Source organism: uncultured Subdoligranulum sp. (assembly GCF_963931595.1).
In the GTDB taxonomy this organism is placed as follows: domain Bacteria; phylum Bacillota; class Clostridia; order Oscillospirales; family Ruminococcaceae; genus Gemmiger.
In genome coordinates this window covers 444399-469248 of record NZ_OZ007030.1, presented here as the reverse complement: position 1 = coordinate 469248, position 24850 = coordinate 444399, and the positions used below count along the sequence as shown (strand labels likewise).

Annotated in this window: 23 protein-coding genes; 10 read left to right on the top strand and 13 right to left on the bottom strand. The window is 56.4% G+C overall.

Going from position 1 to position 24850, the window contains the following annotated elements; translation table 11 throughout:
* Nucleotides 1-14 precede the first annotated feature (14 nt).
* Both ABGT73_RS02220 and ABGT73_RS02215 read right to left on the bottom strand, forming a co-directional pair.
* Nucleotides 15-1448 carry a HAMP domain-containing sensor histidine kinase gene (locus ABGT73_RS02220; protein WP_346668211.1) on the bottom strand — a complete coding sequence of 478 codons (1434 nt, stop codon included), beginning with the start codon at nt 1446-1448 and terminating at the stop codon, nt 15-17.
* On the bottom strand, nt 1445-2131 hold the full coding sequence (locus ABGT73_RS02215) for a response regulator transcription factor (RefSeq protein ID WP_346668210.1): 687 nt from the start codon (nt 2129-2131) through the stop codon (nt 1445-1447). Before ABGT73_RS02215 ends, ABGT73_RS02220 begins: the two co-directional genes overlap by 4 nt.
* Before the next feature lie 413 nt (nt 2132-2544).
* Here ABGT73_RS02215 and ABGT73_RS02210 point away from each other — a divergent pair, with 413 nt between their 5' ends.
* Nucleotides 2545-2793, top strand: coding sequence for a DUF6061 family protein (locus ABGT73_RS02210; RefSeq protein WP_270752655.1), 249 nt, complete (start codon nt 2545-2547; stop codon nt 2791-2793).
* A gap of 229 nt (nt 2794-3022) precedes the next feature.
* On the opposite strand, the gene ABGT73_RS02205 is transcribed toward ABGT73_RS02210, so the two are convergent.
* The 4 genes from ABGT73_RS02205 to ABGT73_RS02190 all read right to left on the bottom strand — a co-directional run bounded on the left by ABGT73_RS02205 (nt 3023) and on the right by ABGT73_RS02190 (nt 8172).
* Nucleotides 3023-5704 carry an FtsX-like permease family protein gene (locus tag ABGT73_RS02205; RefSeq protein WP_346668209.1) on the bottom strand — a complete coding sequence of 894 codons (2682 nt, stop codon included), beginning with the start codon at nt 5702-5704 and terminating at the stop codon, nt 3023-3025.
* Nucleotides 5701-6384, bottom strand: coding sequence for an ABC transporter ATP-binding protein (locus tag ABGT73_RS02200; protein ID WP_270752657.1), 684 nt, complete (start codon nt 6382-6384; stop codon nt 5701-5703). Before ABGT73_RS02200 ends, ABGT73_RS02205 begins: the two co-directional genes overlap by 4 nt.
* Before the next feature lie 104 nt (nt 6385-6488).
* Nucleotides 6489-7502, bottom strand: coding sequence for a HAMP domain-containing sensor histidine kinase (locus ABGT73_RS02195; RefSeq protein WP_346668208.1), 1014 nt, complete (start codon nt 7500-7502; stop codon nt 6489-6491).
* The gene (locus ABGT73_RS02190; protein ID WP_113999300.1) at nt 7489-8172 is read right to left on the bottom strand and encodes a response regulator transcription factor; all 684 of its coding nucleotides are present in this window, start codon (nt 8170-8172) and stop codon (nt 7489-7491) included. Before ABGT73_RS02190 ends, ABGT73_RS02195 begins: the two co-directional genes overlap by 14 nt.
* Before the next feature lie 202 nt (nt 8173-8374).
* Here ABGT73_RS02190 and ABGT73_RS02185 point away from each other — a divergent pair, with 202 nt between their 5' ends.
* The gene (locus ABGT73_RS02185) at nt 8375-9382 is read left to right on the top strand and encodes an acyltransferase family protein (protein WP_346668207.1); all 1008 of its coding nucleotides are present in this window, start codon (nt 8375-8377) and stop codon (nt 9380-9382) included.
* 229 nt (nt 9383-9611) lie between these two features.
* Here the strand turns inward: ABGT73_RS02185 and ABGT73_RS02180 are convergent, their stop codons facing one another.
* The gene (locus ABGT73_RS02180; RefSeq protein WP_270752661.1) at nt 9612-10520 is read right to left on the bottom strand and encodes a hypothetical protein; all 909 of its coding nucleotides are present in this window, start codon (nt 10518-10520) and stop codon (nt 9612-9614) included.
* A 34-nt stretch (nt 10521-10554) separates the two neighbouring features.
* Nucleotides 10555-11400: a sigma-70 family RNA polymerase sigma factor gene (locus tag ABGT73_RS02175; protein ID WP_270752662.1), complete on the bottom strand. Its 846-nt coding sequence runs from the start codon at nt 11398-11400 to the stop codon at nt 10555-10557.
* A 215-nt stretch (nt 11401-11615) separates the two neighbouring features.
* On the opposite strand from ABGT73_RS02175, the gene ABGT73_RS02170 reads away from it, so the two are divergent.
* From ABGT73_RS02170 to ABGT73_RS02140, 7 genes are all read left to right on the top strand, one after another.
* Nucleotides 11616-12236, top strand: a complete 621-nt coding sequence (locus ABGT73_RS02170; protein WP_270752663.1) for a CHC2 zinc finger domain-containing protein — start codon at nt 11616-11618, stop codon at nt 12234-12236.
* Nucleotides 12214-13578 carry a phage/plasmid primase, P4 family gene (locus tag ABGT73_RS02165; protein WP_270752664.1) on the top strand — a complete coding sequence of 455 codons (1365 nt, stop codon included), beginning with the start codon at nt 12214-12216 and terminating at the stop codon, nt 13576-13578. The genes ABGT73_RS02170 and ABGT73_RS02165 overlap by 23 nt, the downstream gene beginning before the upstream one ends.
* A gap of 349 nt (nt 13579-13927) precedes the next feature.
* Entirely contained in the window at nt 13928-15211 is a 1284-nt protein-coding gene (locus tag ABGT73_RS02160) for a plasmid recombination protein (protein ID WP_270752665.1), read from the top strand.
* Between the two features lie 21 nt (nt 15212-15232).
* On the top strand, nt 15233-15448 hold the full coding sequence (locus ABGT73_RS02155) for an excisionase (RefSeq protein WP_333559428.1): 216 nt from the start codon (nt 15233-15235) through the stop codon (nt 15446-15448).
* 142 nt (nt 15449-15590) lie between these two features.
* Nucleotides 15591-16778, top strand: a complete 1188-nt coding sequence (locus ABGT73_RS02150; RefSeq protein WP_270752666.1) for a site-specific integrase — start codon at nt 15591-15593, stop codon at nt 16776-16778.
* 106 nt (nt 16779-16884) lie between these two features.
* The gene (gene ychF / locus ABGT73_RS02145; RefSeq protein WP_346668206.1) at nt 16885-18015 is read left to right on the top strand and encodes a redox-regulated ATPase YchF; all 1131 of its coding nucleotides are present in this window, start codon (nt 16885-16887) and stop codon (nt 18013-18015) included.
* Nucleotides 18016-18028: 13 nt separating this feature from the next.
* Complete coding sequence (locus ABGT73_RS02140) at nt 18029-18712, top strand: 5'-methylthioadenosine/adenosylhomocysteine nucleosidase (protein WP_346668205.1); 684 nt, start codon at nt 18029-18031, stop codon at nt 18710-18712.
* A 49-nt stretch (nt 18713-18761) separates the two neighbouring features.
* Here ABGT73_RS02140 and ABGT73_RS02135 read toward each other — a convergent pair whose 3' ends face one another.
* The 5 genes from ABGT73_RS02135 to ABGT73_RS02115 form a co-directional block, all read right to left on the bottom strand.
* Entirely contained in the window at nt 18762-19196 is a 435-nt protein-coding gene (locus ABGT73_RS02135; RefSeq protein ID WP_346668204.1) for a DUF523 domain-containing protein, read from the bottom strand.
* A gap of 69 nt (nt 19197-19265) precedes the next feature.
* Nucleotides 19266-19697 (bottom strand): hypothetical protein, encoded by a 432-nt coding sequence (locus tag ABGT73_RS02130; RefSeq protein WP_346668203.1) that lies wholly within the window; start codon nt 19695-19697, stop codon nt 19266-19268.
* A gap of 69 nt (nt 19698-19766) precedes the next feature.
* Nucleotides 19767-20552, bottom strand: a complete 786-nt coding sequence (locus tag ABGT73_RS02125; RefSeq protein ID WP_346668202.1) for a diguanylate cyclase domain-containing protein — start codon at nt 20550-20552, stop codon at nt 19767-19769.
* A 153-nt stretch (nt 20553-20705) separates the two neighbouring features.
* Nucleotides 20706-22253 carry a 4-alpha-glucanotransferase gene (gene malQ / locus ABGT73_RS02120; protein ID WP_346668201.1) on the bottom strand — a complete coding sequence of 516 codons (1548 nt, stop codon included), beginning with the start codon at nt 22251-22253 and terminating at the stop codon, nt 20706-20708.
* Between the two features lie 35 nt (nt 22254-22288).
* Nucleotides 22289-23554, bottom strand: a complete 1266-nt coding sequence (locus ABGT73_RS02115) for a hypothetical protein (RefSeq protein WP_346668200.1) — start codon at nt 23552-23554, stop codon at nt 22289-22291.
* A 130-nt stretch (nt 23555-23684) separates the two neighbouring features.
* On the opposite strand from ABGT73_RS02115, the gene ABGT73_RS02110 reads away from it, so the two are divergent.
* Nucleotides 23685-24836: an alanyl-tRNA editing protein gene (locus tag ABGT73_RS02110; RefSeq protein ID WP_346668199.1), complete on the top strand. Its 1152-nt coding sequence runs from the start codon at nt 23685-23687 to the stop codon at nt 24834-24836.
* Nucleotides 24837-24850: the final 14 nt, after the last annotated feature.

Sequence of the window (24850 nt, the reverse complement as noted above, 5' to 3'; positions counted from 1 at the left end):
CCGGGATTTTTTGTTCATTTTCCGGCCGGCAGGGTGAAAACGAAGCGGCACCACTTGCCTTCCTCGCTCTCGGCATGGATCTGCCCGCCCGACAGGTTGATGAGGATCTTGCAGATATGCAGTCCCAGGCCGCTGCCCCGGGTGTTCATGCCACGGGAACGGTCCTCCTTGTAGAACCGCTCAAAGACAAAGGGCAGCGCTTCCGGCGCGATGCCGGCGCCGGTGTTTTCGATGCGGACCTCCACCATATTGCCCTTCTTCTGGGCCGCAAAGGAGATGGTCCCGCCCGCCGGGGTGAACTTGATGGCGTTGTCCACAATGTTGTAGACCACCTGGTGCACAAAGTCCGGGTCGGCGTAGATGGCCAGCGGCGGACCACCCAGTCCCTGGATATCGATCTTGCCGTCCTCGATGCGCTGCTCGTCGCTGAGCACCACGTCGGTGACGGTCTTCCACAGATCATAGCTCTGGGCGTGGACCGGCACCTCGCCGGCCTCCAGCTTGGTGATGTCCAGCATGTTCTGCACCAGCCGCGCCAGACGCCCCGTCTCCTGGGAGACGATGGTCAGGTAGTGCTGGTTTTCCTCCGGCGGGATGGTGCCGTCCAGCATGCCGTCGATGAAGCCCTTGATGGTGGTCATGGGGGTGCGCAGCTCGTGGGCGATGTTGCCCATGAACTGGCCCCGGGAATTGTCGATGGTCTGCAGCCGCATGGCCATGTTGTTGAAGGTGGTGGCAAAATCCGCCAGCTCCACACAGCCGTCCACCGGCGCGCGGGCCGTGAAATCCCCGCTGCCCAGCCGCCGGGCCGCCTCGCTGATATCCTCGATGGGGCCGGTGATCCGCTTGGCCAGCACCCAGCACAGCAGGCTGCAAAGCAGCAGGATGGCCGCCGCCGAGATGCCGAACATCACCAGCATGTCCATGATGTAGGAGCCCAGCGCCGTCATGGGACTGGCGGCAAAGAGATACCCCGCCGAGCCGTCCACATCGATGCGACGCCCGGCCGTGTAGTATTTTCCGCTGTAGACACCGCCCAGCGTGCCGGCGTCGAACACGTCGCCGCCGGCATCCATCTCGTCCAGCAGGTCCCGGGGCACAGCCTGGTCAGTAAAGTCGCCGCCGTCGGTATGCAGCAGCACCCGACCGTCCTCCGCCGCCACAAAGACCAGCGCCCCCGAGGTGGTGTTGAACAGCTCAAACCCGTTTCGGGCTTCCTGGGCGCGGTCGTCCCCCAGCGGCTTGGTGACGATGTCGCCCTCCTCGGCCAGGCGCTGGCTCAGAGCGCTGGCACCGTCCAGGATGGCCGTGAGCGCAGTGCGCCGCTCCCCCACAAAGTAGGCCGCCGACAGCGCCGTCTGGATGGCGCACATGACGCTGAGTCCCAGGATCAGCACCACCGCAATGGTGGAGAAAAACTCCCGGCTGATGGTATTGCGGCGACTCATTCCCTGACCTCAAACTTATAGCCCACGCCCCAGACGGTTTTCAGGTTCCACTTGTCGGAGGCGCCTTCCAGCTTCTCCCGCAGACGCTTCACATGTACGTCGATGGTGCGGGAATCGCCGTAATACTCAAAGCCCCACACCTCGTCCAGCAGCTGATCGCGGGTGTACACCCGGTTGGGATGCCCCGCCAGGCAGGCCAGCAGTTCCAGCTCCTTGGGCGGCGCCTCCACCACCTTGCCCTTGACCTTCAGCTCATACCGGTTCATGTCCAGGTGCAGGTTGTCAAAGTCGTAGACGCCCTTGTTGTCCTCCTCCTTGGTGGAGCGGCGCAGCACCGCCTTGATGCGCGCCGTGACTTCCTTGGCGTCAAAGGGCTTGACGATGTAGTCGTCCGCCCCCAGCTCCAGGCCCAGCACCTTGTCGTAGGTCTCACCCTTGGCGGTGAGCATGATGATGGGAGTGTTGTCCTTGGCGCGGATCTTGCGGCAGACCTCCCAGCCGTCCATCACCGGCATCATCACGTCCAGCAGCACCAGGTCGGGGTGCAGCTTGTCAAACTCGGTGAGCGCGGCGCTGCCGTCGTGCACCATCGTTACATTGTAGCCCTCCTTGACCAGGTAGAGCCGCAGCAGTTCGCAGATATTTTTATCGTCATCCACTACCAGAATTTTTTCATTCGCCATGGCATTGTTCCTCCGTTCCGGCGGCGCACCCCTGCGGCGCGCCCGTTATGCATTTAATTATACCGTATAATTGTGGATAAAAAAAGAACACAAGGGGGCATTTGCCGCATTTTTCTTGCGTGGCGCCGTCCTTGTGTGTATAATAAGGGATGGAAAAAACGCCAAAAGGAGCGAAACAATATGAAATTAGGTATCGGTGGATAATCGGCCTTTTTATATCTCAATATTCCTTCACAAAGCTCAATATTTCCCATATTTACGAACTTTTCCGTCACATAACCCCATGCATCTACATATACTTTCATGACAAATTGGTGCGGAATTGGTGCGGAGTGTGGGAATCAACATTCGGGAAGCGGGTTCATCACGACAGATTATTCGTTAAAAATGAAAGCTGTAAGGAGATTAACGCTGTGAACCATTTACTGTCCTGTGAATTCAATATCGACACCGCTTGTGTCGAGTTAAAATATGCCAATGGCAGCATGATTTCCATTGATACCATCGCCGTGGAGAATGAAGTGGCCGACAATATGTATGAACGCTCTGAGCTGGACTGGCTGATTTATAATGCTCCGGCTGAGTATGCAGATTTGGTGCTGAACGGCGATCCCGTGAAGTATCTTAAAACCGTGACTGTATACAAGCCATTCGAAAATTAACAGATGAAACAAGGCGGGTAAGCACACAAAAATGCTTACCCGCCATTTTTATTGTCTCTGTACAAGATAATTACAGGTTTTTATTTGCTGTTTACACAGAAACAATATCAGCTCTTCTCATTATTCATATCCATTGTACTGTATTTCTTCTCTTGACACGAGAAGAGGCCACCTTTAGGTGACCTCTTCCGAGAGCCCTTTAGAAGGAAAACACTTCTGCGGCTTCTGTTTAAAAAAGTTTTTTCTGAATGGCCTCGGTAATAGTCTGCTCCTCCAGACTCCTGCGGGTCAGAAGTCCAGAAATCCAGCATACCCCCATTACTAAAACAACTGCCAGGACAATGCTGCCCACTGGCAGACAGAAGGGAAGTTGGAATGCTCGTCGGATAGCATAGTATTCCAGGGACAACACGCCCACTCCAAAAGGTAAACTCCAGCACAGCGCTTTGATTCCGTAGAAAAGACTTTCCAGCCAAATCATCTTACGGAAATCCACGGGTGTGATTCCTACGCTGCGGAGAATTCCATATTCCCGGGCACGCAGTTCCATTCCCGTAGAGAGGCTATTGTGAATATTGGCCATACATACCAGACATAGCAGCAGAACAAACCCGGTACATAAGATTTGTAGAAGCATTCCAAACCGCTGAAGGCCACCCATGGCCAGGGAATTGTAGTTTGCACTGATCACCCCTTGGGGCAGGGCATAGCTGTTGTTTAGGGACCATTCCTCCAATCCGCTGGTTAGGGCGGAAATACTTTCAGGGTGAATGTACTGCACCTGCCAGTAGTATGCACCGCTTCTGCCCAGGTCTGCCTGCCGATTCAGGAATGCTTGGAATACACTGCGACTGGTCACCAACTGTAAAGTAAGGCTTTCCACGGTGTTGGAGGTGACCGTGTTTCCGGAATAAGGGAAATCCTCCGCCAGTGCTGCTACGTGCCAAGTGTCTGCAAACCCGTTCTCTTGTGCAAACTCCATAGAAAATCCAGGTTGTAGATTCAGAGCATTTTTCAGCTGAGTGTAGCTGCCTGCATTATACAGATAGGTGCTGGTGATCATAACACAATCCAGATAATCCGAATTCAAGGAAACTTCCTTGCCTGCCCAGTCGGAAAACTCCGGGTCATCCATGATCAGCAAGGTGGGATAGACGGTGACATTTTGGCCGTCCTCAAAAGTATAATCCTGTTCATCTAAGAGACCGCTCTGGTTTTGAAACCATTTTATTGCGTCTTGGCTCATATCCGCCCAATTCAAAGTGAAGCTGCCCATCTCTCCAGCCTGCAAACCTCCGACCAACCGTACTTCCCCTGTTCCAGCCAGAGCTTTCAGATCATCCGTATAGGTAGCGGTATCCAAGGAAGGATCGTTGAAGGTGATGGTCGCCGTTGCTAAGGGACTGTCTGTCCCGTAACGCACTCCCATGGCACGGTCCACATAATAAGAAAGTCCGGTGCCAGCCAGCAGCATAATTACGCTGAGCGCCAGGGAAAATACAATTGCTCGATACCGTCCCCGGTTTCGCTTACAATTTTTGAGGGCCAAAATTCCTGGAAAGCCGAAAATCTTTCCAGTCAGTTTTCCTGTTTTTACATCATTGGAATGAAATTGAACCTGACCTTCTCCTTGGATGGCATCCATGGGCGTGATCCTGCTGGCTTTCAAGGCCGGTTGCAGTGCACTGAATGCCAGAGTCAAGGCTGCCAGCAGGGCTGCAGCGGCCAGGGGAAGAGGCCGTACCGAAAGATAAAGAGGCTGAGAAAATTGAAACAGTTCCTGTACCTGACTATTCAGGAAAACCAGTGTAATCGCCATTCCTCCACAGCCTGCAATCAGGCCCAAAGGGATGCCAATCAATCCCAGAATAAAGGCTTCATACAAGACGGACTGCCGCTTCTGCGCCCGGGTAGCCCCCACACTGGCCAACATTCCCAGCATTTGTGTGCGCTCCGTCATACTGATGGCAAAGGCGTTTCGAGCCAGAGACACAGCACCCACCAGAATAATGAGAAGTGTTACCGCCATCAAACCGTAAAAGGCAGGCAATAGAAGGCTGCCCGGATAATCTATGCCATAATAAAGCAAGAGCTGCCGGTTTAGATCGATGGTCCCCACGCCTCCAGCATCGACAGGCAAGTCTGCCTGCCATTCCTGGATACTTTCCAGCAGGTCATACAGTTCTCGCCCCAGCGAACTGACAGTATAATAAGCGCACCACAATCCATCCGGGGGGATCTGATCCTCCAGAACTGTAAAACATGGTTCCCAGGCGAACACATTTTGATCATCAAAACCGCCTGAGTCCACAATAGCTGTAATCGTGAACTGTTTTTCCCCCACAGAACGGAGCATATAGCTGTCCGATAATCCCATGATTCCCGGGCCGCTGGTTTGCCGATAGATCATTTCCCCTGCGGAATCCACCCCTTGTGGGGTCCATACTCGTAACAAATCCAAAGAGACTTGGTCTCCAATCTTCCAGCCGGTCTTTTTGGCGAGAGTCTGAGAAATGGCCAGTTCGTTCTCTGTGGAAGGAAAATTTCCTTCCAGACACTCTACCCTCAAAAGCTGGTAAAATGACTGGTTTACTCCATAGATAGCGGCCCCCCACCTATTGCTGTCGCCCAGGGGAGACACTCCCCAACTGGCTGCCAGGCCCAGTTGGTCAATCCTGTCATCCTGGGACAGATTTTCTACCACCTGTTCTCCAGTCTCAAAGGCTCTGCCATGCCAGGTGCCGTTGTCCTGTGCTGCCTGTCGGTACAGAAGATTCAAAAAGGAATCAGCCCCCGCAAAAACTGCCGTGAGCATGGTCACCGATAAAACCACACCCACCAGAGTCACAAGAGTACGACGGGGATTAGCCCGCATCTGAGCGAGAGTCAAAGTGTGCACAATATTTTTCATGGCCGCACCGCCTCGTCCCGAGCAATATGCCCATCCTCCACAGTAATGAGTCGGTCTGCCTGACAGGCAATCCGTTCATCGTGGGTAATGACCAATAATGTCTGACCTTTTTTCTCATGAAAATAACGCAGCAAAGCCATTACTTCAGCACTGTTTTTGCTGTCCAGGTTGCCGGTAGGCTCATCTGCCAACAGAAGGGCAGGGCTGGTAATCAGAGCCCGGCCAATGCTGACCCTCTGCTGCTGACCGCCGGAAAGCTGATGGGGCAGATGGTTCATCCGATCCTGGATGCCCAGAATTTGGGCCAGCTGTTCCAACTGGTTTTTGTTGACATTGCGTCCATCCAACAGCAAAGGTAAGGTCAGGTTTTCCCGTACATTGAGCACAGGAAGTAGATTGTAAAACTGATACACCAGACCTATCTGGCGCCGTCGAAAAATGGCCAGTGCGTTCTCGTCCAATTTGTAAAGATCGGTGCCCTGTAACCATACATGTCCAGCTGTGGGCTTGTCCACCCCTCCAAGCAGGTGCATGAGGGTGCTTTTTCCACTGCCGGACGGGCCCATAATGGCGACAAACTCCCCTTTTTCTACGGAGAATGACACATCATCCAGCGCCTTTACTTGGGCAGGACCTTCCCCATAATAACGGCTAAGGTGTTCCACACGCAGTAATTCCATATTTCCCTCCTGGTATCAAGACTGGGCAACGCCTTTGTTGCCCCCACATCTTGAGTATACTGGCTGTTTCTTTCCTCTTGGTGACTGTCTGGGTGACAGTCTTGTCACAAACTACCGGGATGTATGGGCAATTTGAGGATAAAACGAGCACCAGGGCCTGGGGTCTGATTTTCTGCCACCACACTGCCGCCTTGAGCTCGAACTAATTCTGCCGCCAAAGCCAAGCCGATACCAGCGCTGCCCGGAGCGGCATTACTGCCACGATAAAATCTCCGAAACAAATAGGGCATATCCAATTCCGGGATACCGGGACCGTTATCTTCCACTGTGATCCAAAGATTCAGTACATCCTTGCTCACGGAAATTTTTACCAAGCCTCCTTCCGGGGAATGCTCAGAAGCGTTTTTCACCAGGTTGGTTACAGCCTCTGCGGTCCATTTTTCATCCCCTTCCCACAGGAGGTCTTGAGGGCACTCCACTTTTAAAGTCTGGCCACGCAGTTCCAGGGCCACCCTTACCGGAGCAGTAGCTCTATCCAGCAAAGATGGCAGTGAAACGGTTTTTCGTTCCAGTTCCAGGCACCCGGCATCCAACCGGGACAAGGTCAAAAGTCTCTCCAGTAACCATTGCATTCGTTCCAGCTGTGCAGTAAGCTGCCCGGTAAATTCCTGGCGCTTTTCCAGCGGTAGGTCTGGTCGTGCCAGCAAGTCCGCCATAACCAGCATTCCGGTAAGAGGGGTGCGCAGTTGATGGGAAATATTGCCCAGAAGCTGCTGCAAAAATTCCTTGTCATGAGCCAGCTGGGCACTTTGCTGACGCAGGGTAACGGTAATCTTATACAGATCGTTCTTCAGAAGGCTCAGTTCTCCTTCCCGATTGTCACGAATATCCAGAAGTTCCCCGCCTGCATATACCGAAGCCAGGTATTCTCCTAATTTCTGCAACTTTTTATACCGACTCCATGTTGTGCTCATCCAGAGCAGTGTGGTGAGAAGAACGGACCCGCTCCCTGTCAGTGCTGCCCAGGGGCCACCCAAAAAGCCACAGAGCAGCCCTGAAACCAAAGTCAGAGCCATGCTGAGGGCGATAGGCAGATATAATTCCTTATTTCTTGTCATGGCCATCTACCTCCAGCCGATAGCCCATTCCACGCACAGTGGAAATGAGAGGGTGTCCTGGCATTTCCAGCTTGTCACGCAGTCGCTTGATATACACAGACAAGGTGTTGTCATTGACAAAATTTCCTGCCACATCCCAGATTCCTTCCAACAGTTGCCCCCGGGTGAGAGTCTGTCCAGGATGAGACAGAAAAGTAAGCAGTAATCGGTATTCCAGAGCGGTAAGCAAGATGGGAGTTCCGTTACGGGTCACTTGGCCTTTCTGTGTATCTACCGCCAGTTCCCCCAACCGAACCAACTGCTCCCGCTCTCCGGCCGCTCTGCGTAGTACGGCCCGGATGCGGCTGGCCACTTCCCGCAACCGAAAGGGTTTAACGATATAATCGTCAGCCCCCATATCTAGGCCCAGTACTACGCTTCCCTCATCCCCTCTTGCAGTGGCAAAAATCACCGGAATATTCCTACTTTTAGCAGCAGCACACAGATCGTAGCCGCTACCATCAGGCAAACCGACATCCACCAATAACAGCTGGTATTCTCCAGTCTCTAAGGCGTTTCTCCCTTGCGCCAGAGTGCCCTTGCAAGTGACACTCCACCCCTCCTGTTCCAGAGAATACGCCAGCCCGGCTGCAATAGTGGAGTCATCTTCAATCAACAATATCCGAACCATTGGGATGATTTCCTCACTTTAAATGTTTAATGTGCCATATTATTTTATCACGGAATAGTACTCTGTGCGTGACTGATCTGTCATCTGATATGTAATCTTCCTGGTAAATACATTGTTTCTGACAACTTTGTCACCTTCCAAGTCATCGAATAGAAAGAAATGCCTCCTATCTTATATGTCAAGAGAGTTTAGGAGGCTGGCCATGAAAGAGTTCAAACATCTTCCCGGTCTGGATTTGATTCGGGTATTCGGAATCTTGGTGGTAGTATTCTATCATTATCAGGTAGAAACCGCTGTTCGGGGACTATGTCCAGCAGATTTTCTTCCCGCTATGGAGCCGCTGGTCCAAGTGGCGGTATACACCATGACTCTCCTTTCTGGATCTTGCTTGTGCTGGCAGGAAAAAAGCCGCAGCTGGTCCATGAAGCGCTATCTTTGGGGACGTTTTCTGGCCATTTACCCTCTTTTCTGGCTTTGCTTTTTTCCCATTTTTATTTACAGCGATATAATATGTGGCAACAATGAAGGCGTAGCTCCGTGGAAACTGCTTCCCTCTATAGTGGGAGTAGATGGATATTTTCAGTCTTTCACGCCTACGTTTTACAAAATTGGAGAGTGGTATTTGGGTTGTATTCTGTTCCTTTACGCTGTTTTTCCTGTACTTTGGCGCATGATTCGACGCCGGGGAGTTGTTTTCGCCGCCGTAGGAGCTCTCTTTGCCTGGTTGGCTTGTTGTTTTGTGGAAAATCCGGGGCAGCTTTATCCCACATTGATTGGCCAGCTGCCGTTGTTTTTCATGGGTATCTTTTTGGGCGGGTGTCTCCCATCCCTTTGGATTCCAGGAATTTTAGCAGGAATGACCACTTTGGTACTGTATGGCCTTGGGTGTCCTGAATATTGGATTGTAACCGCAGCCAGTGTTGGAGTGTTTGTAATGGTGTTTTATTTAGGGCAGTTACTCCTGTTTTGTGGTCCGTTTCTTCAAAAGGCTTTGCATTGGTTATCCCGTCGCTGTTTTGGAGTCTTCCTTGTACATCACTTGGCTATTACCTTGGTGATAGTCCCCGTTCTTGTCAATCACCGTGTAACGCCTCTCTACTGGGTTAGCGGGCTGTTACTTTTAACAGTAGGCAGCTTCGTGATTTCCTTTTTGTTGGATGGATTAAGCAGAAGCATCGTAAAGTTCCTCGCCGAAAGGGTTGTCACATAATTTACGCATAAATCTTTGTGCCAATGTGACTTTCCGGTGTCATGAATAATATAAAATCCCGCAGAATTCATCCTTATACCGGGTTGAAATCTGCGGGATTTTTTGTGTTTTCTGAAGTCGTAAAATATACAATACGGGGACGGTTCGTATATACACCAAAAAACAAAAACAAGGGTATCAAAAGTGTCCCCATTAGTTCCGGGTTCCGGTGGGGCAAGAAGTATCCTGATTAGTCCTTTTCCCCCTTGGATTTCTCACGGCTCTTGTAGACATTATACTGATTCTTGCACCGGGCGCTGCAAAATGCGGCATTGGACCGGCTGCCCAAAAACACCTTATGGCAATGCTTGCACAGGCGCAAGGGCTGGTCATCGTCCACCAGCATAAAGCTGAACATCATCTGGATGCCCAGTAGCAGGGAATGGAAATCCCAATAGATGGTGGGCTTATCCAGCAGCTCAATGTGATAGCTGGGTGCGATCCCCCCAAATGCGGCCATAGCCTTGCGGTGTAGCCCACGTTCGTCCTCGCCCATGAAGTCATAGTCATTGTAGTAGAAAAAGGCGGTGGTAAGCGTAAAGGCCCAGTCCTTGAACTGCTGGGCTACCCAGTCGTAGGGTTCCGCATACTCCCGCTGGAAGCTCATGTTCTTGGCCATCGGCTCATCCATGAAGGTCATAGTCAAAGCGATCATGGCCCGGTCTCCGGACACATTCCATGTGGATTCAATGCCCTTCTTCACCACGTCCAGCTGGTCAAAGGGGTAAAACAGGGACAGATATTGGTCCGTCGCCATGGATTCTTCCCTGATAAAGTGGTTTTTCGGCAGGTAAACCGCCTCGTAGTCCATAAAGGTCGGTGTGGTGGGCAGGGCGGTCATCAACCCCAGCAGGCCGTACCGGGTGACAAACTCCATCACTGCTTTTTCCACCTCGGCCTCTGGTTTGCGCCCCATCATCAGCATCCCCACATTCAGCGCATCCAGTACAATGTTGGGAACCTCTTTCAGCGGATTGTAGACATCCGGCTTTGCGCTTTTGCCGGGGGTGATGTACCGCTTGCCATCTTCGGCAGTTTTCAGTTCATAATGATCGTAGCGCACCCAATGAGAACGGGATTGTTCAAATAGATTCTTCATTATACGTGCCCTTTCTGTTTCATCGCCTCTGCCATCAGGGGCGTTTTTTCTTTTTTCGGCGCTTGGTCTTGTTTTCCCGCCGGATCACGGCGTCCTTGCCCTGTTTCTTTGCGATTTTCGAGTATTCCTCCAAAAAACGGCGTTCCCGCAAGGTCAGGCTATTTTCCGGTTTGCAGCACAGATGGTCATACATTTGGCGCTGCAATTTTTTATGGATGGTTTTCCGCAGCTTGCGGATATTCCGGTCAGACTGCCCACGCATGGCAGCAAGCCGGGTGGTGCTGTACAACCGCAATGAGAGAAAATACAGGACTTCTTTATGTTCATCACTGAGATTTTTGATCATGCCGGAGATAAATGGGTCGGCGCTCAACTGGTGCATCTCATAGGGGCAGTCAAACAGGATGTCCAGAAAATTTCCCGCCATCAACTGCCTGTATGCAGGGTTGTTCATCCATCGAGGGATGAGCTTTGGTTCCGACACCGCCTGGTATTCCAGAGGCACATCTCCACGGAGGTTTTCGTGATCCCGTTCCCGGCGCTCCCGGTTCCGGTCCAGCTTGTTCCATTCGTCCACAACCACCCGGAAATCGCTTTCAGTGCGGGCCGCTTCCTCCAGCCGACGTATAGATTCGGCCCGGATCTCCCGCTTCAACCGCTTTTCGCTGACTGGAGCCGCTTCTTCTTCCTCGGTTTCCAGTTCGGCATCATAATCAACAGGATGCTCGTCCTGCTCCAGCTCACTTTCCAGCTCTGTCAGGCGTTCTTCCGCAAGGGCCTGTTCCAGCGTTTCCTCCGTCGATCCGGCGGCTGCGTCCTCATTCCATTCGGTGAAGCCATCTTCGATATCCAGAAGCTCATCAGCTGTGAGATCCGCCATGACTCCACCCCCTTCAAAAATTTTTTATGATTTTTCAAAAAATGGTTCCGTTTTACACCCGGGATTTCTCCTATCAGTGAAAGGATAATCTGAAAGCGGATTACTTTTTTCGGAACTACACCAATATTATACAACAGCTGCGCCGGAAGCGCAAGAAAGAGAGGTTCTATGGAAAAAACGGCATCCAATCATTTTTCAGAGGGGAGGGAGCGAAAATGACGCTGTTTGAGCTGGTGAAGCAAACGATTCAAGTGCGGGATGCAGCGGAACATTACGGCTTGCAGGTCAATCACAGTGGGATGTGCCGCTGTCCATTCCACGAGGACCGGCATCCCAGCATGAAGCTGAACGAGAGGTACTTTTACTGCTTCGGCTGCGGGGCCACCGGCGATGTGATCGACCTTGTGGCAAGGCTATTTGGCTTGAGCAGCTTCGAGGCGGCACAAAAACTGGCCCAGAACTTCGGGATTGACCCGGATAAGCCTCCGGCGGCCATCGCTCTGCCCAAGCCGAAACGCCCCCTGCTGACGGCATACCGACAGGAGGAAATGCGCTGCCTTCGAGTGCTGTGCGATTATCTGCATCTTTTAGAACGCTGGAAGGTACAGTATGCGCCCAAGGTGCCGGAAGATGCTTTGGATGACCGGTTTGTGGAAGCCTGCCAGATGCTGGACTATGTGGAGTATCTGGCGGATTTGCTCATTGCCGCCGAACTGGAACAACGGATAAGAATCGTAGAAATGTTGAACAAAGAGGACCTGATTGCCAGCTTGGAGGAGCGGCTGGAACGACAAAAGAAGGAGGAAACGCCCTATGAAGAAAAACAATCCGCCTGACGGAATGCCCGTCTGGTTTGATGGAAAAAACATCAACGAAGCCCTGTTTTGTGAGGAGTTCTTGCAGACGCACAAGATTCTCTTCACAAACGGGGCTTTTTTCACGCCCGAAGGCCGTGTGACCGATGAGCTGCCCCTGCGGGGAGAGATTTTTGAGGAGCTGAAATGCTGTGCGGTCAGCAATATCCCCCGCAAAATCAGTAACATTGTGGAGCTGATGAAGCTGGCGGCGCTGGTGGAGGATTTTCCACCGAAGGCGGACCGGATTCACCTCTCCAACGGGACGCTTTTTCTGGACGGAAAATTTGTGGAGGGAAAATCTGAAATCGTCCGCAACCGGTTCCCCGTGGCCTACAACCCCAACGCCCCGAAACCCGTCCTCTGGCTGCAATTTCTGGACGGCCTGCTCTACCCGGAGGACATCCCCACCTTGCAGGAATACATCGGCTACTGCCTGATCCCCAGCAACAAGGGCCAGCGGATGATGGTCATCAAAGGCAATGGCGGTGAAGGCAAGAGTCAGATCGGCGCTGTGCTGGGAACTTTGTTCGGCTCCAACATGAAGGATGGTAGCATCGGGAAAATATCCGAGAACCGATTTGCCCGTGCCGACCTGGAGCATATCCTTCTGTGTGTGGATGACGATATGCGGATGGAAGCCCTGCGCCAGACCAACTATGTAAAATCCATCGTCACCGCCCAGGGCAAGATGGATTTGGAGCGCAAGGGCAAGCAGAGCTATCAGGGATGGATGTGCGCCCGGCTGCTGGCCTTCTCTAACGGCGATTTGCAGGCACTGTTTGACAGAAGCGACGGGTTCTACCGCCGCCAGCTGGTGCTGACCACAAAAGATAAGCCTGCTGGCCGTGTGGATGATCCCGACCTGGCCGAGAAAATGAAGGCCGAGGTGGAGGGCATCCTGCTGTGGGCCTGTAAGGGCTTGCAGAGGCTGGCTGCCAACAACTTCAAGTTTACCGAGAGCCAGCGCACCAAAGACAACCGGGAGGCTGTCAAACGGGACAATAATAATATTTTTGATTTTCTGGAATCCGAGGGATATATTCGGCTGAAAGCAGACAGTACCATCAGTTCTAAAGAACTGTATGAGATTTACCAGATGTGGTGCGAGGAAAACAATCTTACGGCGCTGAAGCGGCGCAGCTTTAGTGATGCTGTGATCGCCAATCAGGGCAAGTACAATCTGGAATACTGCAACAGAATCACCAACATCGCCGGGCGGCGGGTGTGGGGATTTTTCGGAATTGAAGCGATTGCCAGACCTTATATAAACGGATTTTCTAATGTTTCGGAAGATACGTACGTACCGAGGCAGGCCGAGTAACTCGGTGCTTTTGTACGTATGTACACAGCATTTCACCCAAAACCGTCTCTATAGGGGACTCTCGTATCGCACCCCCAAACGGCAGACAAAGCACGCCTTTGTTTGCTGCCGGATGGCTGGTGTTTGGCAGAACATCGGCTGTCCGGGCTGAACAACAGGAAACGATGCAGATGGTTTCCGGGCAGTTCAGCAGCGGTCATCGCAATGACCGCAATCCCCCCTCGGGAGAGCCCACGGCACTTTGCAGCCCTTCGGGATGAAAGTGTCATAGTGGGTTATTACACTTCCCGCAGGAAGTGCATCCCCGTCCCCCAGCCGTCTGCTACTGAGCTGAAAGGAGCTGACTTGTATGGCCAGAAATGACGGAATCGACCGTACCTTTGCCCGTAATCAGGACTTGCCCACCCTTGATGATGTGGCAAAGGTGCAGGAACACAATGAACGAGAAAAGGACAACTACTCCAACCAGGATATTGATACCAGCCAGACCCACCGGAATATTCACTTCAAAACCCCCACCGACAGCTATGCTGCCATGTTCGATCAGATGATTGCCGATGGCGTTATCTCCACCCGTGGCCTGAAGGCCGATGCGGTAAAATACGGGGAACTGATTTTCGATGTGAACTCCGCTTACTTCCACAATCACGGCGGCTATGAATATGCCAAACAATTTTACACCGACGCATACAAAGCAGCTGTGGAGATCGTGGGTGGTGAGCAGTATATTCTCTCCGCTGTCATGCACGCTGATGAGCGCAACCGGGCTATGTCGGAAGCTCTGGGTCAGGATGTGTACCACTACCACCTTCATGTGGTCTATGTCCCGGTGGTGGAAAAACAGATTCTCTGGTCGAAGCGGTGCAAGGATAAGTCGCTTGTGGGCACGGTCAAGGAGACCATCATGCAGGTCAGCCGCAGCAAAAAGTGGGAATCCAGGGTGGCTCTGGATGAGCAGGGAAATCCGCTTCTGACCGCCAAGGGGAAGAAAGTTCTGCGGGCATCATACAGTGTCCTGCAAGACGATTTCTTCAACTATATGAAAGCTGCTGGATATACCGATGTGGAGCGTGGAGAGCGTGGCAGCACCGAGGAACATCTGACAGTGACCCAATTCAAGGTGGCACAGGAGCAGCAGCGTCTGGAGACTATGACCGCTCAGATCGCTCAGACGGAGCAGACCTTAAATGACACGCAGGCCGCCATTGAAAAAAAGGAAAAGGAGCTGCAATCCCTGCAAAAGCAGGCGAAAGAGCAGCACACCGCTGCTTTGACTGTGCAGGAAATCCGCTCCATGGGAAAAAAGACCATTACCGGCAATGTCTCATTCACTCCATCCGAGTGCAATATCCTCAAGGACTATGCAGTCACTGGTCTTCTGATCAAAGCGGAAAACAGCCACTTGGAAGAAAAGCTGCACAGCGCCCAATGGAGTGCTGCCATCTGGAAACAGAGATACGATGCCCTGTACAACGCATACCAAGAATTGAAGAAAGAGGTCCAGCCGTATCTGGACGCCGTCAAGCTCGCACCTGAAAAGGTACGGGCTTTTTTTGATGCCATTTTGACACGGACCCGACAAGCAAGGCAACCGACCAAACCTATTCGCCGCAAGCAAGATATGGAACGCTGAAAGAAAGGAATTTTACTGCCTATGATGAATCAGAACCAGCAGGCAACGAACCTGCCCATTGATCGTAAGATGCTGCTTTCCATTCGTGAGGCAGCCGAATACAGCAACATCGGAATCAACAAAATCGACGAGATGCTGAAACAACCCAACTGCCCCTTTGTCCTGTATGTGGGCACTAAAAAATTGGTAAAGCGCAAGGCTTTTGAGGAGTTTATCGAAGGTCGGGTTGCGATTTGACAAACAGCCGTTTTTGGTGCGCCGGGCACTGATTGGTGCGCACCAAAAACGGCGTAATATATTGAAAAAATTGTGTTTTTGTGTTAGAGTAGAGTGTCGTGATGAACTCACGTTTCCTACTCTAAGGAAAGGAGTTCATTATATGGGCAAGAACTTAAAAGGCAGAGAATGTGGAAAGGGTATCTGCCAGAGAAAAGACGGTAAGTACGCCGCAAGATATACCGCAAAGGACGGTTCCCGCAAGGAAAAGCATTTTGATACGCTCCCGGAAGCTCGCAACTGGCTTGCCGATGCACAGTACGAGGATAAGCACGATGTTCACAATCCTTCCTCCGAAATGACGGTGGATTCTTGGTTTGAGTTCTGGATCACCCATCTGATTGCAGATCTGGCACCCAACACCAAGAGAAATTACCGGGAACGGTATCGAGTGAACATCCAGCCGGTCATCGGAAGTATGCGCTTGTGTGATGTCAAACCGATGCATTGCAAGATCGTTCTGAACAAGATGGAAGCAACTTATGCAGGTTCTACCATCCGTCAGGCGTATATTGCGATGGGAACCATGTTCCGTGCAGCAGTCATGAACGATATGCTCATCAAGCATCCCATGGACGGAGTTCGTTTTTCAAAGCCGGTCCGTGCTGTGGATGACATTAAGTTCCTGACCGTAGAAGAACAGGCAGCTTTTCTGGAAACCGCAAAGCGATCTCACAATTACAGGCAGTATGTACTGCTGTTGGAGACCGGGCTGCGGACTTCGGAAATGATCGGGTTGACCTGGGATTCTATTGACTGGAAAAAGCGGACGCTGACCGTCAGCAAAACGCTGGAATACCGCCATAGTGAAGGAATCTGGCGTGCCGGTCCTCCCAAAACCAATAGCAGCTACCGCACCATTCCGCTGACAACCCGTGCATACGATGTATTAAAATCGTGCTACGAAGAACGTCACACCCGCAAAGAATCAGAACTGCTGTCTCAAATTCTGGAATATGTGGATCGCCGTACCGGAGAGCCCCAGTATCTCTGTATGAGAGATTTGGTGTTTATCAATTATCGTACCGGAGAACCTGCCAAAAACAGTTCCTATGACACGCATCTGTACAAACTCTGCGATGAGGCTAAGATCAAGCGGTTTTGTATGCACGCTCTGAGACACACCTATGCGACCCGTGCGATTGAAAGCGGAGTGCTGCCGAAAGTCCTACAAAGGCTGCTCGGTCATTCCAGCATCAAAACAACCATGGACCGCTATGTCCATGTTACGGATGATTCCCTGACCAACGCCATCAAACAGTTTGAGCAAAACACCAGTCTGGCAAGTTGAAAAATGGTGCGCTGCTGAAAAATTGGTGCTGAATTGGTGCGGAGGACACCCCTCGAAACCCGGAAACCATTGAAGACACGAGAAAAATGAAAGAGAGTTGAGATATATGAAATTAGGTATCGTCGGATTGCCCAACGTGGGCAAATCGACCCTGTTCAATGCCATCACCTCCACCCGCAACGCCCAGGCCGCCAACTATCCGTTCTGCACCATCGAGCCGAACTCCGGCATCGTGGCCGTGCCGGACGCCCGCCTGGACAAGCTGGCCGAGGTGTGGCAGACCGATAAAAAGACGCCCGCCATCGTGGAATTCGTGGACATCGCCGGCCTCGTGAAGGGTGCCGCCCACGGCGCCGGCCTGGGCAACAAGTTCCTGGGCCACATCCGGGAGTGCGACGCCCTGGTGCATGTGGTGCGCTGCTTCGACGACGACAACATCGTCCACGTGGTGGAGGATGTGAACAAGCCGGAGGGCGTGGACCCCATCCGGGACATTGACGCCATCGACCTGGAGCTGATCCTGGCCGACCTGGAAGTGGTGAACAACCGCCTGGGCCGCCAACAGAAGGCCGCCAAGACCGGCAACAAGGCCGCGGCCGCCGAGGCTGCCTGGTTGGCCGAGCTGGCCGCCCATCTGGAGGCCGAGAAGCCCGCCCGCACCTTTGCCTTTGACGAGGAGGACGACGCCCAGAAGGCGGCCCGCAAGGAGCTGGGTCTGCTCTCCGCCAAGCCGGTGATCTACGCCTGCAACGTGGGCGAGGACGATCTGCTGGGCGGCCTGGATGAGAACAAGTACTACCCGCTGGTGGTGGCCCGGGCCGAGGCCGAGGGCGCCCAGGCGCTGCCCATCTGCGCCAAGACCGAGGAGGATATCGCCGATTCCACGCCGGAGGAGAAACTGGCTTTCCTGCAGGAGATGGGCATCGAGTCCACCGGCCTGGACAAGCTGATCAAGGCCAGCTATGAACTGCTGGGCCTCATCAGCTTCCTGACGGACGGCAAGAAGGAATGCCGCGCCTGGACCATCAAAAAGGGCACCAAGGCCCCCCAGGCCGCTGGCAAGATCCACTCGGATTTCGAGCGGGGCTTCATCCGTGCCCAGGTCATCCACTACCAGGACCTGGCCGACGCCGACTTCAACTACGCGGCGGTGAAATCCAAGGGCCTGCAGCACACCGAGGGCAAGGACTATGTGGTGCAGGACGGCGACGTGATCGAGTTCCTGTTCAACGTCTGATGGGAGGCACAGTATGATCATCGGCATTATGGGCGCCATGCCCGAGGAAGTGGACCAGCTCTGTGCCCGGCTGCAGGATGTGACCTGCGAGCACTACGCCGGGGTGGACTACCACTGCGGCACGCTGCAGGGCAGGCAGGTGGTGGTCTGCTGCGCCGGCATGGGCAAGGCCAACGCCGCCAGCACCGTGCAGGTGCTCTGCACCAGGTACGGCATCGACCATCTGATTTTCAGCGGCATCGCCGGCAACATGACCAGCAAGATCGGCATCGGCGACGTATGCGTGGGCGAGACGGTGTTCTACCACGACGCCCAGCTGGACATGCTGGCCCAGAGCGCGCCGTTCTTGAAGGAATACCGGGGTGATCCCGCCCTGGTGCAGGCGGCGCTGGATGCCTGCCAGGCCTGCGGCGTGAAGGCCATCGCCGGCAGGATCGCCACCGGCGACACCTTTGTGGGGGATGCCGCCACCAAGAAGGCCATCGAGGAGAAATGCCATCCCGACTGTGTGGAGATGGAAGGCGCCGCGGTCAGCCAGGTGGCGGGCCGCAACGGGGTGCCCTGCGTGGTGCTGCGCGCCATGAGCGACAACGCCGACGAGAGCGGCTACGAAGTGCTGGTGGTCAAGCAGTTCAGCATTGCGGACTATGTGAAGACCGCCACCGAGATCGTCACCACCATGATCGAGCATCTGTAAAAGACAGCAAAAGCGGGACGCCCGGGGGGCGTCCCGCTTTTTTCTTGGTTCAGAGTTCCGGCACGGTGGCGATGTCCTCCACATCCACCACCCGGTAGCCCCGGGCGGTGAGCGCCGCCGCCAGCATGCCCTGGCCAGGGATGAGACGGCGGGAGAAGGTGCCATCATAGATCTGTTTGACACCGCAGGTGGGGCTGCGGGATTGCAGCACCACCAGATCTATCTGCTGCCCTTCGATCTGCGCCAGGGCCTTTTCCACCCCGGCCCGGAAGGCGGCGTCCACATTCTCGCCGTACTGGTTGTAGGCCACACCGTCCCGCAGCTCCACGCAGGGCCGGGGCACGCCCAGGCCGCTGAGCACCTCGGGGCAGACCGGCAGGACCTCATGGCCCTGCAGCCGCCGCAGCAGCGCTTCACAGCGGTTGTTGCCGCCGTTATACTTGCAGTTTTCCCCCAGCAGACAGGCACTGACCAGGATTCTCACGGGCAGATCCCTTCCTTTTTCGCATTCTGCCCTGATTATACCAGTCCGGCCGCCCGCCCGCAAGGGCCGTCAGATGAATTCCCGCCAGGTGCTCTCCGCCCGGGCCTGGAGTTCCTCCAGCTCGCCGCAGAGTTTCTTGGCGCCGGGGCTGGCGGTGGGATAGTCCTTCTCAGCCCGCTTGCAGTCCAGCACCCCCTGGCCGCTGCCCTCCGCCAGCATGGTGGCCAGGTTGCGGGTGGATTTGTCCATCATGGTGCGGGTGCGGATGCCCATGCTCACACTCATCCGGTTGGCCGCGCTCTGGCCCTTAGCCTGGGCGCCGATGGCATCCAGCGCCGTGTGCGCCGCCTGGTTGATCCGCCGGTACTCCCGCTTCTGACGCATCATCTCATCCTTCAGCTTCTGGTCGTGGGTCAGCCCCATCAGCTCGTCCAGCGTGTTCTTACCCAGTTCGGTGTTCTGGACGATTTCCTGCAGCATCTTTTCGTTGTCGCTTTGCATAGTAAAAACCCCCTTGTGTACTTGCGTCAAGCATAGTATGTACACAGGGGGGTTCGTTTTATGCAAAGATCACAGACGCTGCTGGGCCAGGGAGAGCATCATTTCCCAGGAGGAAGTCTCGCCCCATTCGGCGCTGGCGGTGCTCACCGTGAAGGTGCCCCGCCGTGCCAGCGTGATGCTGAACACCTTGCGGGAAGATTCCAGCGCCTCCTGGATGGTCTGGGCCAGCCGGGCCGCCGGCATGCCCACCGTGATGGCCACAAACAGGCCGTCCTCCAGCCGGGCCAGCACGGCGTGGTCACGGTCGGTGCCCACGGCCAGCTGCAGAATGCCCGCCGCCGTGTTCAGGCAGCACTCCGCCGCCTGCTCGGACTCCTTGTCCCGCAGGTTCCAGTATTCGTTGACGCGCAGCATCACGGCGCCCACCGGCTTGCCCTGCATGGCCTGCTTTTCGGCGTAGCTGCGGTATTCCTCCTGGATATACCGGGCATTGTACACACCGGTGATGTAGTCCCGGCGCATATCGTCCTGGTACTGGGCCATGGCCCGGTCGTAGGAATTCTGCGCCCCCGCCGACACATTGCTGTCATGGGGAATGCGGAAATGCACCAGCAGCACACAGGGGTGATCCTCCACCCGGATGCCCTGGTAGATGCGCATTTTGTCCTGGTCGAACTGCAGACCGCGGCCGCCGTCATCCAGCATCGGCACCGAGCCGCACTCCTCGCCCGGTTCCAGCGTCACAGGGTCCAGCAGCGCCCCGCGGTAGGGGTCCACAATCTGCACCTGATCGAAGACCTGTTCCAGCGCTGTTACCTCAACCGCCAGTTCCTCCTTCGTATATTTCAGCTTCATATCGCTCCCTCACTTGCGAAAAGCATCTTCCGTCCCGCAGAACGGCATTATATATATTGGTATTATTTTACCACAATTTGGGACTTTTTCCTAGGTAGCCCTTGCACAAAGAATTTCGCGGCAGACGGTGGAAATACTGGCGATGTTTACAAATCACTCCTCTTTCCCGGCCGGGGGCTGGGGCTCGGTGCGGAAGTACCGCGCGGTCAGGGTGCGGATCTCCTTGGCCAGGGCCGGGGTCAGCGCCTTCGCCTCGGCGCGCCACTGCCAGTTGCCCTGGGCCTTGCCGGGGGTGTTCATACGGGCTTCGGCGGGCGCTTCCAGCCAGTCCGCCATGGGGATCACCGCCAGCGCCGCCGGGCTGGCCAGCACGCCGCGCAAAAGACCCCGCAGGTATCCCTCCTGCTCGGTGAGGGCAAAGTAGTCGATGGCCTGCTGGCGTCCCGCCGTCCCCACCTCCCCGGCAAACCAGCCGGCCAGGGTGTTGTTGTCGTGGGTGCCAGGGTAGGCCACGCAGTTGCGCGGATAGTTGTGGGGCAGGTCCTCGCTGTCCTGGCCGCTGAAGGCAAACTGCAGCACCTTCATGCCGGGGAAGCCGCTCTCCTTCAGCAGCTGCCGCACCGAGGGGAACATCTCTCCCAGGTCCTCCGCCACGATGGGCAGATCCCCCATGGCCTCATGCAGCGCCCGGAACAGCTCCATGCCGGGGCCCTGCTCCCAGCGGCCGTTGCGGGCCGTGGGGTCCCCCGCCGGGATGGCCCAGTAGGTGTCGAACCCGCGGAAATGGTCGATGCGCAGAATATCGTAGATGGACAGCGCATGCCGCACCCGGCCGATCCACCAGGCGTAGCCGGTGCGCTTGTGGTAGTCCCAGTCGTAGAGGGGGTTGCCCCAAAGCTGGCCGTCCTCGGCAAAATAGTCCGGCGGGCAGCCCGCCACACGACGGGGCCGGCCCTCGGCGTCGGTCTCGAACAGGTCGGCACCGGCCCAGGCATCGGCGGAATCCGGCGCCACATAGATGGGGATATCCCCCATGATGGAGATGCCCTTGGACGCCGCGTAGGCATGCAGCGCCTTCCACTGGCGGTCGAACTCATACTGCAGGAAGGCCCAGAATTCCAGTTCCCGGGCATGCTCGGCCCGGAACTTGGCCAGCGCCGCCGGTTCCCGCAGCCGCAGCGCCCGGGGCCACTGCTGCCAGTCGATCATGCCGTTTTCTTCCTTGATGGCCATGTACAGGCAGTAGTCGGGCAGCCAGTCCGCCGAGAGGAACTGGAACCGGTACCAGTCGTCGGGATAGGGCGTCTCGAACCCCGGCACCGGGCGGCGCTTGAGGAAATTCTCGTAGGCCTTGCGCAGCACCGGGAACCGGCGGTTGTACAGTGTGCCGTACTCCACCCGGTCCTCGTCGGTGCCCCACTGCAGGAAGGCATAGTCCTTGCGCTGGAGCAGGCCGTCCTTGGCCAGCAGGTCCAGATCGATGAAATAGGGGTTGCCCGCAAAGGCCGAACAGCTCTGGTAGGGGCTGTCCGCATACCCGGTGGGTCCCACCGGCAGAATCTGCCAGACACTCTGCCCCGCCCGGGCCAGAAAGTCCACGAAACGGCGCGCCGGGGCGCCCAGGCTGCCGATGCCGTACCCGCCGGGCAGGCTGGAAATCGGCATCAGGATTCCACTGCAACGTTTCAGTTCCATCATCATTCCCCTTTTCCGTAAAAATCCTGCACAGGCAGGTGTTATTCTTGAGTTTCGCTCTCCGCTGCGGCGGGCGCCAGCACCTCCAGCGCCGCCTCGGTGAAGGCGGTGCGCTCCGCGGTGGTGCCCTTGGGCTCCCGCAGGGTCTCCTCGTTGGCGGCCAGCGCGTCGGCCTGGGCCTGGGTCACCGTGATGCCCGGCAGGATGCCGGTGCCCGCCTGCTCGATCTGCATGGCGCCCAGCGTGGTCTTGTCCGACGCGGTGTTCCACGGCGTGATCAGGCCCAGTGTCTCGGTGAGGGCGGCCTCCCCCTCCCCGCTGCTGTACAGCCACAGCGCGGCACTCTTGGCCGCCTTCTGGGCCGTCTCATCGGCACCGGCCCGCAGCGTCAGGTAGCCTGCGTCGGCCAGCACCGGGTAGTTCAGCAGGCCGGTGAGGTTGTATTCCTCGGTGGAGAGGTCACTCTCCTCCAGGTTGCACTTGAAGGGGATCAGCACCAGGCTCTGGCAGGCCTCCGCCCCGTAGGCCGACAGCAGGTCGGTGAGGGTGGCCCGGCGGAACAGCGCCGTCTCGTCGCTGTCGGCCAGGTTCTCCCACTCCAGCACCACGGCGCTGTACACACCGTTCAGCGGCCCGGTGAGGGTGTCCTCATTCACCTCACTGCCCGCCGCCAGCATGGCCGCTGTGTAGCCGGCCACCCGGTCCATGGGCTCGGAAAAGACCCCCGTGGCATGCAGCGTGTCGGGCTTTGTTTCGGGCAGGGTGTAGTCGCTGCCCGACAGCGTCACGGTAGCCGCCTCGGGCTCGGCCAGCCAGGCCTGCAGCGTCTCCACAAAGTCGCTCCACTCGTCCCAGCTGGCGTTCTGCAGGGCGGTCAGGCCGTTTTCTCCCAAAAGCGAGGTCACCACCGTGCCGTTGACCCAGTAGCCGTAGAGGCTGCGGCCCAGGGGCAGGGCGTCGGCACTGCCGGTGATGCCCGCCCGGGCGGCGGCTGCCTCCAGCAGGATATCCCCCGCCACGTCCAGCCCGTCCACAAGGTCGCCGGGAGTGTGGTCCAGCGCCGCCAGGTCGGCGGCGGCCGGATCGTCGGTGACGTTCAGCGTCACCTGCTGGGCGTCGGCATAGGCCTGCAGCGCCGGCAGCAAGGCGTCGGTGGCATAGACATTCAGCGTCTGGGCAGCGGGCGCAGCGGCCGTCTCCACCGTGGCGGTGTTCTCGGTGGGGCCGAGCATCGTCAGCGGATTGGCGGCACATCCCGCCAGCAGCAGCGCCGGCAGGGCCAGCGCCGCGAAACGGATCATCTTCATAGGGCAAATTCCTTACATTCTGTACTAAAATCGGATTGCTTTTTATTATATAAGATTTCGGTGTTTTTTTCCACACCTGTTTTATGGTATAATAGGAAAAATTCACGAAAAAGGAGATTCCGTTTTTCCTGTGACCGAGAAACTGTACGAAACCGATTCCTATCTTCAGCGGTTCACCGCCACCGTGCTGGACTGCCGCGAAGTCAAAGGCGGCTGGGCGGTGGTGCTGGACCGCACCGCCTTTTTCCCCGAGGGGGGCGGTCAGCCCTGCGACACCGGCCGCCTGGGGGATGCCCGGGTGCTGGCCGTGCACACCGACGGGCAGACCATCACCCACACCACCGACGCGCCGCTGCCGGTGGGCGCCCCGGTGGAGGGGCTGCTGGACTGGCCCGCCCGGCTGGACGCCATGCAGCAGCACACCGGGGAACATATTCTGAGCGGCACACTGCACCGTTTGTACGGCGCCGAGAATGTGGGGTTCCACATCGGCAGCCCCTATGTGCGGATGGATACCAGCATTCCGCTGACCGCCCAACAGCTGGCGGCCGCCGAGGCCGAAGCCAACGCCGCCGTCCGGGCCGACACCCGGGTGCGCTGCTATGTGCCCGACGCCGCCACGCTGGCCGCCACCGAGTACCGCAGCAAAAAGGAGCTGGAAGGCCCCGTGCGGCTGGTGGAGGCGGGCGGCGACCGCTGCGCCTGCTGCGGCACCCACCTGGCCCGCACCGGCGAGGTGGGGCTCATCAAGATCATCTCCGCCCAGCACTACAAGGTGGGCATGCGGCTGGCCGTGGCCTGCGGCCAGCGCGCTTATGACGCCGTGGCGGCCGGCTGGGCCGACGCCGAGGCGGCGGGACGGCTGCTGTCGGTGCCGGTGGGCAATCTGACGGGCGCGGCCGGGCGGCTGCTGGAGGCGGAAGCCAGACTGAAACAGCGGCTGGCCTCCCTGCAGAACGCCCTGGCAGCCGCCTGTGCGGCGGGCGCCCAACCGGGCAAGCCCTGCACGGTGTGGGCCGAGGGCGCCGACGGCGACGGGCTGCGGCGCATCGCCATGACGGTGGCAGCCGACACGGGTGCCGCCTGCTGCGCCCTGGCCCCGGGCGGCCAAGGGCTGGCCTACGCCCTGGCGGCGGCCCCGGGCGGGGACGTGCGGCCGGTGGGCCGGGCCCTCAACGAAGCCTTCGCCGGCCGCGGCGGCGGCAAACCGGCCTTCTGCCAGGGCAGTCTGGCGGACGCCGACGAGGCGCGGGTGCGCGCCTTCCTTGCAGAAAATCTCTAACCAACAGGAGTACC

Bases quoted from the DNA above. Each gene is read 5' to 3' on its own strand.
- ABGT73_RS02220 (WP_346668211.1), bottom strand. From the start codon at position 1,448: ATGAGTCGCCGCAATACCATCAGCCGGGAGTTTTTCTCCACCATTGCG.
- ABGT73_RS02215 (WP_346668210.1), bottom strand. From the start codon at position 2,131: ATGGCGAATGAAAAAATTCTGGTAGTGGATGACGATAAAAATATCTGC.
- ABGT73_RS02205 (WP_346668209.1), bottom strand. From the start codon at position 5,704: ATGAAAAATATTGTGCACACTTTGACTCTCGCTCAGATGCGGGCTAAT.
- ABGT73_RS02200 (WP_270752657.1), bottom strand. From the start codon at position 6,384: ATGGAATTACTGCGTGTGGAACACCTTAGCCGTTATTATGGGGAAGGT.
- ABGT73_RS02195 (WP_346668208.1), bottom strand. From the start codon at position 7,502: ATGACAAGAAATAAGGAATTATATCTGCCTATCGCCCTCAGCATGGCT.
- ABGT73_RS02190 (WP_113999300.1), bottom strand. From the start codon at position 8,172: ATGGTTCGGATATTGTTGATTGAAGATGACTCCACTATTGCAGCCGGG.
- ABGT73_RS02185 (WP_346668207.1), top strand. From the start codon at position 8,375: ATGAAAGAGTTCAAACATCTTCCCGGTCTGGATTTGATTCGGGTATTC.
- ABGT73_RS02180 (WP_270752661.1), bottom strand. From the start codon at position 10,520: ATGAAGAATCTATTTGAACAATCCCGTTCTCATTGGGTGCGCTACGAT.
- ABGT73_RS02175 (WP_270752662.1), bottom strand. From the start codon at position 11,400: ATGGCGGATCTCACAGCTGATGAGCTTCTGGATATCGAAGATGGCTTC.
- ABGT73_RS02170 (WP_270752663.1), top strand. From the start codon at position 11,616: ATGACGCTGTTTGAGCTGGTGAAGCAAACGATTCAAGTGCGGGATGCA.
- ABGT73_RS02165 (WP_270752664.1), top strand. From the start codon at position 12,214: ATGAAGAAAAACAATCCGCCTGACGGAATGCCCGTCTGGTTTGATGGA.
- ABGT73_RS02160 (WP_270752665.1), top strand. From the start codon at position 13,928: ATGGCCAGAAATGACGGAATCGACCGTACCTTTGCCCGTAATCAGGAC.
- ABGT73_RS02155 (WP_333559428.1), top strand. From the start codon at position 15,233: ATGATGAATCAGAACCAGCAGGCAACGAACCTGCCCATTGATCGTAAG.
- ABGT73_RS02150 (WP_270752666.1), top strand. From the start codon at position 15,591: ATGGGCAAGAACTTAAAAGGCAGAGAATGTGGAAAGGGTATCTGCCAG.
- ychF (WP_346668206.1), top strand. From the start codon at position 16,885: ATGAAATTAGGTATCGTCGGATTGCCCAACGTGGGCAAATCGACCCTG.
- ABGT73_RS02140 (WP_346668205.1), top strand. From the start codon at position 18,029: ATGATCATCGGCATTATGGGCGCCATGCCCGAGGAAGTGGACCAGCTC.
- ABGT73_RS02130 (WP_346668203.1), bottom strand. From the start codon at position 19,697: ATGCAAAGCGACAACGAAAAGATGCTGCAGGAAATCGTCCAGAACACC.
- ABGT73_RS02125 (WP_346668202.1), bottom strand. From the start codon at position 20,552: ATGAAGCTGAAATATACGAAGGAGGAACTGGCGGTTGAGGTAACAGCG.
- malQ (WP_346668201.1), bottom strand. From the start codon at position 22,253: ATGATGATGGAACTGAAACGTTGCAGTGGAATCCTGATGCCGATTTCC.
- ABGT73_RS02115 (WP_346668200.1), bottom strand. From the start codon at position 23,554: ATGAAGATGATCCGTTTCGCGGCGCTGGCCCTGCCGGCGCTGCTGCTG.